Annotated in this window: 6 protein-coding genes and 2 pseudogenes; 3 read left to right on the forward strand and 5 right to left on the reverse strand. The window is 30.1% G+C overall.

The window, feature by feature from the left end; translation table 11 throughout:
* Window positions 1-124: 124 nt before the first annotated feature.
* A pseudogene (locus CLOCEL_RS23390) lies at window positions 125-328 on the reverse strand (IS982 family transposase); the annotation flags it as partial.
* A gap of 394 nt (window positions 329-722) precedes the next feature.
* Between CLOCEL_RS23390 and CLOCEL_RS00155 the strand changes: the two are divergent.
* Window positions 723-6,650, forward strand: a complete 5,928-nt coding sequence (locus CLOCEL_RS00155; protein ID WP_010073078.1) for a cadherin-like beta sandwich domain-containing protein — start codon at window positions 723-725, stop codon at window positions 6,648-6,650.
* A 92-nt stretch (window positions 6,651-6,742) separates the two neighbouring features.
* Here CLOCEL_RS00155 and CLOCEL_RS00160 read toward each other — a convergent pair.
* A pseudogene (locus CLOCEL_RS00160) lies at window positions 6,743-8,470 on the reverse strand (oleate hydratase).
* Between the two features lie 469 nt (window positions 8,471-8,939).
* On the opposite strand from CLOCEL_RS00160, the gene CLOCEL_RS00165 reads away from it, so the two are divergent.
* Window positions 8,940-9,671, forward strand: a complete 732-nt coding sequence (locus CLOCEL_RS00165; RefSeq protein WP_010073077.1) for a YesL family protein — start codon at window positions 8,940-8,942, stop codon at window positions 9,669-9,671.
* Between the two features lie 112 nt (window positions 9,672-9,783).
* Here the strand turns inward: CLOCEL_RS00165 and CLOCEL_RS00170 are convergent, their stop codons facing one another.
* The 3 genes from CLOCEL_RS00170 to CLOCEL_RS00180 form a co-directional block, all read right to left on the reverse strand.
* Entirely contained in the window at window positions 9,784-11,274 is a 1,491-nt protein-coding gene (locus tag CLOCEL_RS00170) for a methyl-accepting chemotaxis protein (RefSeq protein WP_010073076.1), read from the reverse strand.
* A 346-nt stretch (window positions 11,275-11,620) separates the two neighbouring features.
* Window positions 11,621-13,111 carry a methyl-accepting chemotaxis protein gene (locus CLOCEL_RS00175; RefSeq protein WP_010073075.1) on the reverse strand — a complete coding sequence of 497 codons (1,491 nt, stop codon included), beginning with the start codon at window positions 13,109-13,111 and terminating at the stop codon, window positions 11,621-11,623.
* A gap of 306 nt (window positions 13,112-13,417) precedes the next feature.
* Window positions 13,418-14,911: a methyl-accepting chemotaxis protein gene (locus tag CLOCEL_RS00180; RefSeq protein WP_010073074.1), complete on the reverse strand. Its 1,494-nt coding sequence runs from the start codon at window positions 14,909-14,911 to the stop codon at window positions 13,418-13,420.
* A 499-nt stretch (window positions 14,912-15,410) separates the two neighbouring features.
* Between CLOCEL_RS00180 and CLOCEL_RS00185 the strand changes: the two genes are divergently transcribed.
* A complete protein-coding gene (locus tag CLOCEL_RS00185; RefSeq protein WP_010073073.1) occupies window positions 15,411-17,027 on the forward strand; it encodes a Na/Pi cotransporter family protein in 1,617 nt (538 codons plus the stop codon).
* Window positions 17,028-17,052: the final 25 nt, after the last annotated feature.

The raw sequence follows: 17,052 nt of genomic DNA on the forward strand, positions 1-17,052 counted from the left end.
GAATTAAAACAAGTTTAAGCTACTCAATTAATTAGGATTGGGTAGCTATTTTCTATTGCACAAAAAAATATAAATATCTTTCTCTTTTGAAGTACATTGCTTATATGAAGTCTTTGGATTAATAAGAGCTAATGCTTAAAAGTTCCACTACTAAAGAAAGAATAATGATATCGCTATCAGTTATTACTGATTTATCATGGTTAAGCCGAGTTTTAATAAATTCTCAAGTTATTTTTTGGTATAAACCATTGATTATAACAGAAGTAAAAACAATAGAATCTTTTAAGTTGTTTATTCTTATAATAAAATTTTTATTAAACTCTGACATATGAGTTATCCCCTGTCGTTGAATTAATGAATTTTTTAACGGTAGCTTAGTAAATATGCTGGAGTTTTTTGTTCTCAAATATCTCCATAACGTTTAACTAGCGCAACGAGTTAATTTATTTTTGAATTTCAATTACATAAATTTGAATATTATACATTTGTATCTTGATTTCCATTTAATAATTACAAGTATAAGATATAAAATAGAAGTGTAAGCACGAACCAGATGATAATTATCGTCAAAATAACAAAAATATTAAGTGTTTTCGATAAAGTTTTTATAAAGAAACAGTAAAAAGGTCGAAAGTATGATAAAATATAAGGGTTAACATTTAGATTGAAACGGAATTATAACAAATATAAATTATAAGAAAAAATTATGAAAGGAGATATTTATGAGAAGAAGAAAAAGAAAAAGAATATTAGCTGAGTTTCTAGCTTTGACTTTGCTAATTAATATGTTCTTTACAGGGGTTACACAAGAAATAGCCTATGCAGCGTCTGGAACTATTACGTTTAATACAACTGACGGAACTTCAATGGGATCACTTCTGTTAGATGGTCAGTGGAATTCAACTGATATTTCAGGAATTGACTTAAAATTTTTTAATGCAAATAATGCTAGTGATGCTACAAATGAGGTTTTGGCAGGAGGTTTTATTTACTCTGTGGATTATAGTGGTATTGTTGCAATGGATGCTTCAACAGGGACTCAATACCAATATACGGTTATTAAAGCTGGAAATGGTAGCAAGTTTAGTTTGAATGCTATTTATTTAAATGATTGGGTTGGAGGAATGGGAGCAACCATTGAATGTTATGATGGGAACATGTTCTTAGGATCAGATAATATCAATGCAGATGGCGGAATTTTGTTTCATACTTCATCTGTATCAAACCCAAGTAAGTATCAAGCTATAACAGAAATAAGAATATCAAATAGTAGTGATGTTACTTATGGAAATCCTGTTGCTATTAATAATATAAGTATTGGAGATCCTATAATTCCAAATGCAGCTCCAATTCTTAATCCTATAAGCCCTACAATGCCTAATATTACAGAAGATTCTACCATAAGTGGTGGACAAGTTATCAGTTCATTTATAGGAACATCAATAACTGATTCTGATGTTGGAGCAAAAAAAGGAATAGCAATAATTTCTACAGATAATCAAAATGGTGCATGGCAGTATTCAGTTGATGGGATTTTCTGGAATGGAATTAGTTCGGTGAGTAATACTAGTGCTCTATTATTAAGAGTTGAGGATAAAGTAAGATTTGTTCCTAATGGCAAGAATGGTTCATCGTCACCAGCAAAAATAACATATAAGGCTTGGGATCAAACATATGGTACTGACGGAAGTAGAGCAGATTGTTCTTTAAGTGGTGGTAGTTCAGCATTTAGTGTAAATAGTGATACAGTAAGTCTTAACATCACTAATGTTAATGATGCGCCGGTTCTTACTACAGGACATAATTTTACTAGTATAAGCGAAAGTGATATTAATAATCCTGGTAATTCAGTAGCTGATATTGCAGGGACGTCTATCACTGATGTAGATATAAATTCAGCAAAAGGAATTGCTATCAATTCAAGTAATAATGGAAATGGAGTATGGCAGTATTCAATAGATGGTGGATCAAATTGGACAAATATTGATGTTGTTAATAGTGCTAATTCATTGTTATTAAGAGATATTGATAGAGTGAGATTTGTTCCTAATGGGATGAAAGGAACAACAGCATCGATAACTTATAGAGCGTGGGATACTACAACTGGTACCTATGGAATTAAGCAGTCATCTGCTGCTTATGGTGGGTCAACAGCATTTAGTTCTGCAACTAATTCAGCTAGTATTAGTGTAAGCAATATTAATTATCCACCAACGCTAACAAGTGTAAATGATCTTAATGGAGTTGATAAAACTAATACTATAACTTATGCAGATTTATCAGCTGCTGCTGATGAAGTGGATTCTGATGGAGATACAATAAGTTTTAGGATTGAAGCGTTAAACACAGGTACATTGCGTAAAAATGGTAATTTATCGGTAACTGCTGGAGTAACAACTATTGGACCTGGTGAAAGTTTAAGTTGGACTGTACCAAATAATACAAATGGTTTATTAAATGCTTTTACAATAAAAGCTTATGATGGAACTGTTGCATCAAACACAGCTGTTCAAGTAAAAGTTAATGTACAGGATACTACTAAGCCAGTAATAAATTTAGTAGATCGTCCATCGGATGGTGCTTATGTAGTAGGAAATACTTTAGTTTTTTCAATTCATTCAACTGAAAACTTATATCTTACACAAAATGGTGTTGGAGTGCCATATTTAGATGTAAAACTTGGAGTAAATATAGTTAGAGCTTATTACGTTTCAGGGGCGGGAACCTCTACATTAACTTTTGTTTACAATGTTGTAGATGGAGATTATTCTGGTCTAAATGAAACAATAATTACTCCAAAAGTTCAAGTAAATGACTATTTTATAAAAGATATAGCAGGAAATAATTTGGTGGTAGATTTTGCAGCTTGTGACTTATCACAAGTGAAAGTAGATACTCTTGCACCAACATGGGCAGCTAGTTATCCAAAGACAAATATAATAACATCAAGTTCAATTGAAGTAGCGATGAAAACAGCTGATGAATTAGGAACTGCTTATTATGTTTGTTTGCCAAGTGGTTCAATGGAACCAACATTAGCTCAAGTGGTAGCTGGACAAGATGCTGTAGGAAATTTATTGCAATCAAACCTTAAAGGTTACACAGCCATAAATAAAATTTCAGATACTTTCTTTAATGTAGATTCATTAGCTCCAGTAACAGATTATGATATATATATTGTTGCAGTAGATAGTTTAGGAAATGCGAAAAAAACAGTTACTTCTGCTAAGACAAAATCGATTCCTATAACTGACCTATCACCAAGTTCAAAGACAGCAAATACAGTAACTTTAACTTGGACTAGTGCAATTGGAGCTTCAGGGATAATAATTGAACAATCATTAGTAAGTTTGGAAGATTGGGTTCCTGCAACGACAGGTCCTTTAGCATTAAGTGCTGATACAGCAAAAATAATAGGCCTTGTAGCAAATACAGATTATAAGTTTAGAGTAGTTGTAATTGGTGGAGTTAATGAAGGAATTTCCAATGCAGTAACAGTAGCTACTGATGAACTTCCCTTAGTAACTTCAGTGACTGGACCTTCTAATGGAACATATAAAGAAGGAGATATTCTTAATTTTATTGTAACTTATGATAAAAATGTAACAATATTAGGCGGAACACCAAGTCTTAATCTTATAATAGGAAGTAATACAAGGGAAGCTACTTATAAATCAGGCTCAGGTTCGGGTGTATTAAGTTTTAGTTATACAATTCAAGCAGGTGATTTAGATACAGATGGAATTACACTTGCAAGTAATAATATATCACTTAATAGTTCAGTTATTAGAAATAACTATGATGAGGATGCTAGTTTAGTATTAAATGGTGTAGCTAATTTTTCAGGAGTTTTAATTGATGGAGTGGCGCCTACAGTAACTACAGTTTCATTGCCAGCAAGTACAACATATAAAGCTGGAGATCAGATTTATGTTATAGCAAACTTTGATAAATGTGTATTTATAATGCCAGGGTCAAGTGGTATACCATATATTGAATTAACTGTTGGAGCTAAAAAGATAAGAGCTTATTATTATTCAGGTTCAGGCTCTCAAAATATAAAATTCGCTTGTACTGTAGCTAGTGGCAATTTCGATGGAGATGGAATTGATATAGGCACAACTATAGCATCAAATACTGGAGTTATAAAGGATTATGCAGGGAATGAAGCAGTATATACTTATAGTAGTGTAGATTCTTCAGGATTGCTTGTTGATGCAGTTGCTCCAATATTTAAAGGAGCAGTAATAAGTACAGATAAAAAATCTATAACTTTGACATTTGATGAAGATATAACCAGTAAGGTAGCTGATTTAGGTAGTCAAATCTCTCTTTCAAGTGACGGTGGAGCAAATTGGATTATGTTTAATTCGTTAGCTAATAAGGATGCTATGACTATTAGTGAAAAAGATTTAATATTAACTTTCAATAGTCCATTGATAGGCAGTAAAAATAAAATATCTATATTACAAAACACCATAAAAGATTTATTTGAGAATATAAAAACAAGTAATACTGAAACAGGTAATTTAGGTTCATCTATTGAGGCCAAAGAAGATGCAGCACTAGTTGAGGACAAACTAGATGGAAGAGTTATTAATCTAGCAATTACAGGTGATAACTTTAAGAATAATGATCTAGACAAAACAAACTTTATTCTAAATAATGTGCCTAAGGGAGTTACTATAAAAACTGTAGGGTATATAGATAGTACACATTGTTTAGTAATTCTTAGCTATGATGGAAGTGACTTTGATGCAGATATAAATAATCTAAGTATAACAGTAGATACTTCAGAATTAGTAGGAAGCCCAAGTATTGTAACAAATAATATGATAGTTACAGCAATTAATGATGATGAGAAGATAAGTATAAAAAATTCTTCGACTATTAAAGAAGGGGCAGAAGATCAAACAATTATTACAGTGACGTTAACTGGTGGTCAGTTTGCTGATACTTTAAATGAAAGTAATTGGACAGTAAGTAATCTACCATTGGGTGTAAATAAAGGAGTTGTTACAAGAGTAGATTCCCACACTGTAGAAATTACACTTGTAGGAAACACAACAGAAGATTACGACAATGACATTACAAATGTTAGCGTAACTTGCACAAGTTCAGAATATACTGATTCGACAAGTGGCAATTCATTAGTAGCTAATACTGGGGTTGTGCTTTCTGCTAAGACTGCGGCAATAGTAATTACAAATCCAGTAACTGAGCTAGGTAAAACTTCAGTAAGACTTAATGGAAATATAACAAGTTCAGGTAATGCTATAATAAAAGAAAAAGGCTTTTTATATATAGAGCAAAAAGATCCAGTTGAGGTTAAAAAGGTTGTATCGACTGAAGATTCTATAGGCGAATATTCAACAACTCTTTCAAATCTTATTCCAAATACCGTTTATGAAGCAAGAGCTTACGTGGAAAATGAAGAAGGTATATGGTATGGTGATGTGATAAGTTTCACAACAATGCCATATTCGACAAATGCAAAGTTAAAAAATATAGAAACAAATAGTGGAACTTTAAGTCCTATTTTTAATAGTGAAACTAAAGCATATACAGCTATAGTAGAATATGATGTAGATAATATAACAGTTGTACCAACAGTAGAGGATACAGGTTTAGCTGCTATAAAAGTAAATGATATTTCAGTTGATAGTGGAAAGCCAAGTCAAGATATTTCTCTTAAGACTGATAAAAATACAATAACGATTTTAGTAACAGCTGAAGATGGAATTACAACAGACACATATACTTTAGATGTATACAAAAAGCTTCAACCAATCTTAGTAGAAGGAAAAATTATTGATAAAGATGGTAATAATGTTGATAAAGCTAAGGTTACAGTAAGACCTGAACTTGATGGAACTTATACTGTTGAAGTAAAGTCAAATGAAGCTTTATTAATTAAAACAGCAAGTGGAACTAAAACTACTATAAAAGATTACTCTAAGTTAAAGTTTATATCAACATCAGGTCCAGAAGGATCAATTTCAGGTGATGGAAATATTAAATTTAGCAGTTTAGAAAAAGGGAAGACTTATGAATATAATGCAATTTGTAAAGTTGGTAATTCAGAAATAGTAATCGGAAAAATTAAAGTTCAGATTTCTGATAGTGGTAATGTAGAGGTTATTAGTGATTTAATAGATCCATACGGAACAATAACTGATGCTACTAGTGGTAAAGTTATCGATGGTGTTTCAGTAGTTTTATTCTATTCAGATACAGCTAGAAATAGAGTAGCAGGAATTGAACCTAATACTGAAGTCTTATTACCTATCATTGATGGATTTGCACCAAATGATAATAAGAACCCACAAATAAGCGATAGTTTTGGTTCTTATGCATTTATGGTATATCCGAATACAGATTACTATATAGTTGCAACAAAAGATGGTTACGAAAAGTATATAAGTCCTACAATTTCTATAGAAAAAGAAATTAAAAAGTGGGATTTTAAGATGAATCCTATAGTACCAAGTAAACCAACAAAACCAAGTACTCCAGTTTCTACTGATAAAGAAACTGTTATCCCAGCAACAGGGTCTCCTATTGATACAAAAGTATTAGTTATAGTAGGAATAGTATTTGTTGTAGCTGGTTTTGCAATCAGCAAAAAGAAAAAATCAAATAAAAAATAGTAAAAATAAAAAAACTAAGCTTTTAGAATAATTCTAAAAGTCTTAGTTTTTGTGCTTTGATAAAATCTAATTTTTGTAGGGTGAAATTATATCTATCTGAAGGAAGTTTTAAATGCTTCCATAAGCACCGAAGGCCTTTTGTTATACGGAGTTACAGGAATTATTTTTTTATCCTTAACATCCATCAATGTGTATATGGCAATCTTTGCAGCACGGATTGAGTATTCTTCAGTGAATACCATATCCTCTGGTATTTCAACAAATTGGCTTATCATAGCAAAGTTTATTGAACCATCTGGAACAACTTTTGGACGATCTTTCATTTTACGTGGTTGAAATTGAGCATCCACATAAGGCATCATACAAGGAATTACATTAACAATGGATTCCAGTATCTTGTCAATTTCATCTTCCATATGAAGATGGTATATAAGCTCTGTTAGTATTTCCTCACCATTACATTCTCTCATTGGCTTCTTTATATAGTTGCCAAGTTTATCAGTGTATAAACCATAACCCCAGAAGATAGTTGTATCAAGAGGTTGGTTTTTAAAGTGAGGTTGAGCAGCTACAACTATGCTCATTAGCCAACTTGAATCTTTAAAAGTCATTAAAGCACCACTACCAGGAATATTTCCTGAGAATTTTTCTATTAACTTCAAGAAGTGATTTCCTTTGCATGTAACAGTGAAGCTTTCCCAATTAGTTTCTTCTGGCTTACTGAAAAATGGTATAGGATCACCAAGTCCAGGTTTTTTATTAGCAACCTTTACCCAAAGCTCGCCAGAAAGTGGCTTGTTAGGATTATATTCTGGTGATGTATGCATATCACCTAAAGTTGCACTATCAGTCATGCAAGCATTAGTCATAATACATAAATCTTCAGTCTTTAGTTCAATTACTCTTGAACCAAAGTTATCTTCTATATGAATTGCAGTTACTGTTATATCATCACCTGGTTTAAAATCTAAATCAGTTACTGCAGAGTTTGTATTAAAATCAACATTAAAACTATCTAAATAAGCCTTTAGAGGTAGAATTATAGATTCATATTGATTATAAGGGGTACGTGTAACACCCTCTAAGGTTTCAATACGAGAGAATTAAAAAATCATCCGATGCATATAGCGTTTAAATTCAAAAAGACTAGACCATTTTTGGAATGCAAAAGTAGTTTGCCACATATACCAGAAGTTTGTTTCGAAGAAATGTGGTGTATTTTTGAACCAATCCTTAATAGTCATATCATCAAGAGTTTCTTCCTTGGTAATCATAAGCTTCCCAAGTGTTAAGCGATCTGCATTATTGAAGCCCATAGAAGTAACATCTAAGATAGTAGCATTTTTATCTATTAAACGTGCTTGTGCATGAGTTGGATGTAAATGATCAAAATTCAATATTTCCTCAGTTACACTTTTATCCGGAGAATCTAATGAAGGAATTGTTGAGAATAACTCCCAAAAGTTCTCGTAAGTTTCTTCATTCAACATTCTTCCACCACGGCATATAAAGCCATTTACTGCATCACCAGCACCATCATTGCTCCCACCTAAGATTTTCATTCCTTCAAGAATATGAATATTTTCACCTTTGAAATTGCAATCCCTTATAAGATAAGCGGCACCAGCTAGAGAAGCTAAACCACCACCGATAAAATAAGCGTGTTTATCTTCAGTTGTTTTATATGGTAGTGTTTTTACTGCTTTATCTGGCTTATTTTTAAGTTTCTTAGCAGTTATAGCGGCTACAGTAGCAGCACCAGCTATTGCACCTAAAGCAAGTAATATGTTTGAGTTATCTTTTAATGATTTTTTACTCATAAACTATCATCTACCTTCTGTATTTATTTAGCTTCATATTATTTATTATAGGCTAATGTAAAAAGTTTGTAATTATACAATATTATGATTTTGTAAAAAGATTAGTAGCATATATATCTAAATATTATTAGTATAGTCAGGTAAAAATATTATAAATGAAGCAACTTACTTAAAGCATAAAACTGTGACTTATTACAAAAGTGGACAAATTCTCTGTAGATTTTTTGAAGTCTATTGACTTAGATTTATAAATGTTGAATAATGAAGTAACAAACTTATTTTGAGTTTTATAGGCTCCAACAATGAGACTATATAAATTTAAATATCTTAGTTATAAGGAATGTAGTCGATTTATTGGAGTATATATTAAAATTAATAAATACATATTATAAGAAGAAAACTAATGATTAATACAATGGTTAAAAAATATTTTCTATATGATTATTAAAGTGATAATAGGAGGACAAAGATGAGGAGCAAAGCATCTAGGGAAGAGCAAAAGCAGTTTGGTGATAACATTTTTACTACAATAATGAACTATGTATATTGGTTTTTAGCAGGTAGTGGACTGTTTATAATTAGTAACATACTTTTTATAGCGTGTATGTTTTTCGTTTTAACCACCGCAGCATTAGGATATCAAATAGATATAATTTCTGCACTTATATTACTTTTATCAGCCATATCGTTAGGGCCATCAATTACTGCACTTATGGGTACCATGGGTAAGCTTGTTCGAGAACAAGATGTTAAAATTTTTTCTGAATATATAAGAAGCTATAAGCTTAATTTTAAACAATCAATCTCCTTATGGGCTATACAATTATTAGTCATAGGGATACTAGTCATTGATTATAAGATATTTATCTCTACATCTTATGGTAGATTTCTAATACCAGCTGTATTTATCATCATCTTTTTACTGGTTAATATGTATATATATATGTTTTCGCTTATGTCTAGATTCTTCTACAAAAGTAGAGACTTGATAAAAATATCGTTTTTCTATACTATTTCCAAGGTGAAAAATACAGCGATAAATAGTGTTATAGTAATAGTTGCAACTATATTAATTTTTCAATATAGTAACATTGTTTTATTTTTCATACCAGCTGTAATGATTTATGGTATTATGTTTAATCAGAAATCATTATTTGAATCTATTGAAAATAAAATAGACGAAAAAAAATCTACATTTTAGTAAGATTCATTAATAGTAGGAATCTTAAATATGATTGATGCAAAAATGAAGAACCATAAAAATACTGTTTATAATAATTCAACAGTATTTTTATGGTTTTAATTAGGTTGATCTAATTTGTCATCTTTTCTAAAGATTCGCTAAGAGTCTTGATTTCATTTACGGAAGCATTAATTTTAATTATATCTGAATTAGTACTTTCAGCAGTAGCTGACAGCTCTTGTACAGTAGCTGCATGTTGCTCAGAAATAGTAGCTATAGAATTTATTTTTTGTAATGTAGACATGAAATTTTTAGAAGTTTCACTACTTACATTAGCACCTTCTCCAAAAAGTCTATTGGCCGTAACAAATTTTTTTTCTATAACTGAAAAATTTTCACTTACCTCAGAAATTAATTTCTTACCAGTTTCAACAGCGGTATCTCCAAGTTTAACTTTATCAACAACTAGTTTGGTTTGTTCATTGATAGTATTTATTATTAAGTTTATATCTTTTACTGTCGTTGAGCTTTGCTCAGCTAGTTTCCTAACTTCCTCAGCAACAACAGCAAAACCTTTGCCGTTTTCGCCAGCTCTTGCTGCTTCTATAGCAGCATTTAATGCTAAAAGATTAGTTTGTTCTGCAATTTGATTTATACTGTCAAGATATTGGTTTATCTCAAGGATTTTAGTTTCTAAATCGCTAACTGTATTAAAAGATGTGTTTACTGCTTGATATATTATATCCATTTGAGCATTCATTTCTTTAACTTTAGATGATCCTTCTGTTACTTGCTCTGTAGTTTTAGATACTTCAACATTTACTGTAGTAGAGATTTTTTCATTTTTTAATAAGTTGTCTGCAGCAAGATTCATCTCTTCATTTATACTATTTAAATCCTCAGCTTGTTCATTTATTCCACTAGCCATTTCATGCATAGCAGTATTCATATTTGAGATAGATTCTCTAGAGGAAGAGATACTTCTCTCAAAATCTACAACAGTTTTGTTTAAAAGATTTGTTCCACTTTTTATTTCTTTTAATGATGCATTTAACTTTGCGGAAAGGTCTTGAGAAATTTTTTCTTTTTTTATAGCTTCATTTACTGTTTCTTTTCCCCACTTTGTAAGGAAATATAGTATAGTCAAGATGCTATTAAGACAAAGTATCAGATACCAAAAAACCCATATGTTTCCGGAAGATATAGGTAAGAGGTTGGATCTATATCCAATGAATAGATAAATAAATAAGACATTCGTAATAACTTGATGAATCAAAATCAGTTTATCATTGAAGTATAAAGCTATCATAGCTATAGAAAGCGCTATTAAATAGTGATTACCTATGGGATTACTTTTCCCAACTATAAATTGTAAGGTTGAAATTATCAAGGGTATGATACTAAAAATAAGAGCTTTTATGTTATCTTTAATTTTAATGTGATAAATTACTCCAATAATTATCCAAACGGAAATAGTTTCTATAATAATAGGAGTAGCAAATGATAAACCAACCCCTACTATAGAAATCATCATAAGTAATATTGATAAAAATACTATTACTGAGATGTTTACTAAGTGTGCTTTTTTAACATTATGTCCTTTTTGTGTTTCATTTTTCATGTTACTCATCCTTTCTTTTGTGATTTGTCATTTTCATTATTAAGTTATTGTGGAACATAAGTTTTATAAACTTATTATTTTAAGGTTATAAGTAAGAATTTTAATTAAGAAATTTTATTTAAAATATTAATGGTATTAATATTTTTTCTATTATTTATATAGGATTTCCCTGTCTTTAAGTAACTTATGCATATATGTAAGCTTTAAAGTTTCTATAATTAGAGTGAAGATTAGGATATGTTTGTGTTAGAAGTATTATGATATTGTTAGCATAGAAATATGAAAAAGTGAAAATGCTGATCGATTATTGATATCAGCATTTTTTAGGGGATTAATTGATGTAATATTAACTTGTCATTTTTTCTAAGGATTCGCTTAGAGTTTTGATTTCATTTACAGAGTTAATAATCTTAATGATATCTCCATTGGTGTTTTCTGTAGTAGCCGATAATTGTTCTACTGTGGCAGCTTGTTCTTCAGAAATAATAGCTATAGAATTAATTTTTTCTAGAGTTTTCATGAATACTTTAGAAGTTTCACTGCTTATATTAGCTCCTTCTTCGAGAAGTTTATTAGAATTAATGAATCTCTTCTCTATAACTGAGAAATTTTTACTTACCTCTGAAATTAATTTTTTACCAGATGCAACAGCATTATCACCAAGTTTAACTTTATCAACAACTAATTTTGTCTGTTCATTTATTGTATTTATTATTGTATTTATATCTTTTACTGTTGTTGAACTTTGCTCAGCTAACTTTCGAACTTCCTCAGCAACGACAGCAAAGCCTTTGCCATGTTCGCCAGCTCTTGCTGATTCGATTGCTGCGTTTAATGCTAAAAGATTAGTTTGTTCAGCAATTTCATTTATACTGTTAAGGTATTGGTTTATTTCTATTATTCTAGTTTCAAGATCAGAAACTGTATTAAAAGATGTATTTACTGCCTGATAGATTATATCCATTTGCGTATTCATTTCTTTAATCTTAGAAGAACCTTCAGTAACCTGTTCAGTCATTTTAGCTGATTCTAAATTTACGCTTGCTGATATTTTTTCAGTTTTCAATACGTTCTCTGCAGCAATATTCATCTCTTCGTTTACACTATTCAAATTTTCAGCTTGTTCATTTATGCCATTAGCCATTTCATGCATAGCAGTGTTCATAGTTGAGATAGCTTCTTTAGATGAAGCGATATTTCTGTCAAAATCTATAACAGTTTTGTTTAATAAATTTGAGCCATTCTTTATTTCTTCTAGTGAGGTATTTAATTTTCCAGAAAGTTCTTCGGAAATCTTTTCTTTATTTATAGCTTCATTTACTGTTCCTTTCCCCCACTTTGTGAGGAAATAGAGTAATACCAAAATACTATTAATACAAATTATTAGATATAAAAGAACCCATATATCACCAGAGGAATGAGGCAAAAGTTTAGGTCTATGAGCGATATATAAATAAAGAAACAACACATTTGTTACAATTTGATGAATAACAATTAATTTATTATTGAAATATAAAGCTATCATAGCAATAGATAAAGCTATTAGATAATGATTACCGATAGGGTTACTAGCACCTTTCATAAATTGCAAAGCTGAAATTATTAAGGGCAATACACTAAAAATAACAGCTTTGATATTATCATTAATTTTAAGAAAATAAACAGTTGCTACAACTATCCAAGCAGCAATAACTTGCAAGAGGACAGGTATTGCAAAGGTTATTCCAACCCCTACTATAGATATAGTAAGAAGCAATAAGGATAACACTATTATTATTGAGATATTTACCAAATGAGCTTTTTTTATACTGTGTCCTGTTGATATTTCATGTTTCATATTATTTGTCCTTTCTTTTGTTAAATAGTATTCGTAATAGATTAAGATATAAAAATATATAACTAATTATGAACTTTTAGATTTGTGAAGAATTTAAATCTTGGTTGAGGTTATTATTAAGTAACAACTTAAAAATGCTATTATAAGTAATAGTCGAAATAAAAGATCATTACTATATGAAAAACATGTAAAAAAGTCCATAATTACTTCAAAAATGTTCATTAATATTATGATATTTTGTCTATAAAATATATAGAGGAATGCTGATAGAAGTTTTTCTAAGCATTCCCCGTATATTTAATTAGTTTATTTTATTGACATCATGTCTAAGGAGTTACTTAAATTCTTAATTTCATTTACAGAATCACTAATCATGATAATATCTGCATTAGTATTTTCTGCTGTAGCTGATAATTCTTCTATGGTAGCAGCTTGTTGCTCAGAAATAGCCGCTATAGAATTGACTTTTTCTAGCATAGCCATAAACTCTTTTGAAGTTTCGCTACTTACTTTGGCACCTTCGTCTAGAAGTCGATTAGTTTTGATGAAGTTATCTGCTATTACTGTAAAGTTATCATTTACCTCTGCAATTAATTTTTTACCAGATTCAACAGCAGTATCTCCGAGTTTAACCTTATCTACTACTAGTTTTGTCTGTTCATTTATGGTATTTATTATTGTATTTATATCTTTTACTGTTGTTGAACTTTGCTCAGCTAATTTTCGAACTTCTTCAGCAACGACAGCAAAGCCTTTGCCATGTTCGCCAGCTCTTGCTGATTCGATTGCTGCGTTTAATGCTAAAAGATTAGTTTGTTCAGCAATTTCATTTATACTGTTAAGGTATTGGTTTATTTCTATTATTCTAGTTTCAAGATCAGAAACTGTATTAAAAGATGTATTTACTGCCTGATATATTATATCCATCTGAGTATTCATTTCTTTAATCTTAGAAGAACCTTCTATTACTTGTTCTGACATTTTAGAAGATTCAGTACTTACATTGCTTGATATTTTTTCAGTTTTTAATACATTTTCTGTAGCTATATTCATTTTTTCATTGATGCTACTTAAATTTTCAGCTTGTTCACTGACTCCACTAGCCATTTCTTGCATAGCTATATTCATGTTTGAAATAGCTTCTTTAGAGGAAGATATATTTTTATCAAAATCGATAATAGTATTATTCAAAAGTGTTGACCCTTTCTTAATTTCTTCTAATGATGCATTTAGTTTTAAAGAAAGTTCTCCTGCAACCTTTTCTTTTCTTACAGCTTCAGTAACTAATGCTTTTCCCCACTTTGTAAGAAAATATAATAAAGCTAGAACTCCATTAGCACAAACAAGTATATAGATAAATGACCAAATAGTACCATTAGGATCAATTAATAATCTAGGTCCGCTGATTATATATAATAGAATATACGTTAAGTTAGTAAGTACTTGATGAATTGCTATTAATTTGTTGTTAAAATATAAGGCTATCATAGCTATTGATAAAAAGATAAAATAGTGGTTCCCTAGTGGGGTACTCGTAGCTTTTAAAAATGCTGCAGCTCCAGTAAGTAGAGGGATTAAAGAAAAAATCATAGCCTTAATATTATCGTTAATTTTAGAAAAATAAATTGCTGCGACTATTGCCCAAATAACTGAATTTTGAGCAAGAACAAACAGTGCGTATGAAAGTCCAAGTCCTACGTATGCTAGACCAAAAAGTAACAAAGACAATATTACTATTACTGTTATGTTTACTAGGTGTACGGTTTTTATATTGTAGCTTATAGATGTTTCAGTATTCATATTACTCATCCTTTCTTTTGTTAAATAAAAATTTTTATATGATTGATTAATAGTAATTAAACTATTTACCTAATTAGAATTAAAAAGTATTAAGAAATAACTAATCAACAAAAATGTAAGTGGCAAATCTGTCTGATTAATTGTAATCATTACTTAATATAATGAGTTAAGTGAAATAATTTATTACTTTATAATAATCACTAATAAAGATAATCGAAAAAAGTAACCAGAACTATATGAAAAAGATGCAAAAAAAGATGTAAATTTAATTGGAATTTTAATTATATAGAAAAAATAAGCGGATACATTAAAATAAAATGAAAATTTATACAAATCAATATTGAATTCATTTTCTATAACAGGTTTTAATAATAGATTAGAAGAGTAGTATGTTGAGAATAAAGTAGATTTCTATTAAGAAATTTGTCAAAATAGTGTTAAAGTATTGTACAATAATGATTGAGGATATTTTGCATACCATTATTAGGAGGAAAAAATAGTGGATATAGAAAAATTAATTATTCAGTTAATTGGAGGGGTAGGTCTATTTCTTTATGGAATGAGGCTTATGGGAGATGGTTTAGAAAATTCAGCTGGTGATAGATTAAAAGATATTTTAGAGAAAGTAACCAAAAGACCGATTATTGCTGTTGGAGTAGGGGCTATAATAACAGCAATAATACAGAGTAGTAGTGCCACAATAATTATGGTAGTTGGTTTCGTAAATGTAGGGCTAATAAGCCTTATGCAGGCAACATGGATTATAATGGGGGCTAATATTGGGACAACCATTACAACACAATTATTTACCTTTAGGTTAGAATATATAGCTCCTATATTAGTAGGAATCGGTGCTATTGCTGTCTTATTTACGAAAGGAAGAAAAAGAAGAGGGATAGAGCATGTAGTTCTAGGTTTTGGTATGTTGTTTATGGGGATGGGGCTTATGACTAATGCATTAAGACCTATTGCTCATACTTCTGAATTTAATAATATTATTCTGGCGGTAGGTGATAAGTGGATTATCGGGATTTTTATAGGCTTTTGTCTTACAGCCGTAGTTCAAAGTTCAGCTGCAACAACAGGGATATTAATAGCATTGGCAGGAACTGATCAAATTTCTATTAACATTGCAATACCAATTTTATTTGGATGTAATATAGGAACTTGTGTAACTACATTAATTTCAAGTATAGGAACAAGTAAGAAGGCACGAAAAGCAGCATTTATTCATTTAATTTATAATGTTATGGGAACAATAATTTTTATACCACTAATGGGAACCTTGGCAAAAATTGTTGTTAATATTAATCCAGATAATGTAGGAAGGCAGATTGCTAATGCACATTTAATATTTAACATAGTAAATACCGTAATATTATTACCACTAACAAAATATTTGATTATGATAGTAGAAAAATTAATACCTGGTGAAGATGAACTAAAAATAATAGGACCAAAGTTTATAGATGATAGACTTCTAGAGACACCAGTAATAGCAGCAGGGCAAGTTATAAAGGAAACAATAAGAATGGCAAATACAGCGAGAATGAATCTTGAAATAGCAATGGAGGCATTTATTAATAAGGATGAAAAACTTGTTAAATCAGTCTATGAAAATGAAAAAATTATAAATAATTTAGAAGAAGAAATCACAAGATTTTTAGTCCTACTTTCGAAATGTGACTTGTCTGATAAAGAAAGTGCCATTGTATCATCTACTTTTCATATAGTAAATGATATTGAACGAATTGGTGATCATGCAGAAAATATTGTTGAACTTGCATCTAAGAGGATATTAAAAAACATTCAGTATAGTGAAGAATCTCTAGGAGAATTGAAAAACATTTATAATTACACCTTGACAGCATTAAAGGTAGCTATTGAAAGTTATGCAATTGGGGATTTTAGAAAAGCAGAAAGTGTTAATGATTTAGAAGTGCGTATAGATGAAAGTTTTAGAATATACAGTAAAAATCATATAAGAAGATTAAATAATGATAGATGTACTGCTTATGCAGGGGTAGTATTTATGGATCTTTTAAGCAATTTTGAAAGGATTGGAGATCACTCCGTAAATATTGCTGGGATTGTAATAGAAAATGCAAGCGTGTAAAATTTTTATTATAAGTATGAGAAGA

This window comes from Clostridium cellulovorans 743B, from assembly GCF_000145275.1.
Taxonomy (GTDB): Bacteria; Bacillota; Clostridia; order Clostridiales; family Clostridiaceae; genus Clostridium_K; species Clostridium_K cellulovorans.

Coding starts and splice junctions, on each gene's coding strand:
- CLOCEL_RS00175 (WP_010073075.1), bottom strand. CDS start 13,111: ATGAAACATGAAATATCAACAGGACACAGTATAAAAAAAGCTCATTTG.
- CLOCEL_RS00170 (WP_010073076.1), bottom strand. CDS start 11,274: ATGAAAAATGAAACACAAAAAGGACATAATGTTAAAAAAGCACACTTA.
- CLOCEL_RS00155 (WP_010073078.1), top strand. CDS start 723: ATGAGAAGAAGAAAAAGAAAAAGAATATTAGCTGAGTTTCTAGCTTTG.
- CLOCEL_RS00180 (WP_010073074.1), bottom strand. CDS start 14,911: ATGAATACTGAAACATCTATAAGCTACAATATAAAAACCGTACACCTA.
- CLOCEL_RS00165 (WP_010073077.1), top strand. CDS start 8,940: ATGAGGAGCAAAGCATCTAGGGAAGAGCAAAAGCAGTTTGGTGATAAC.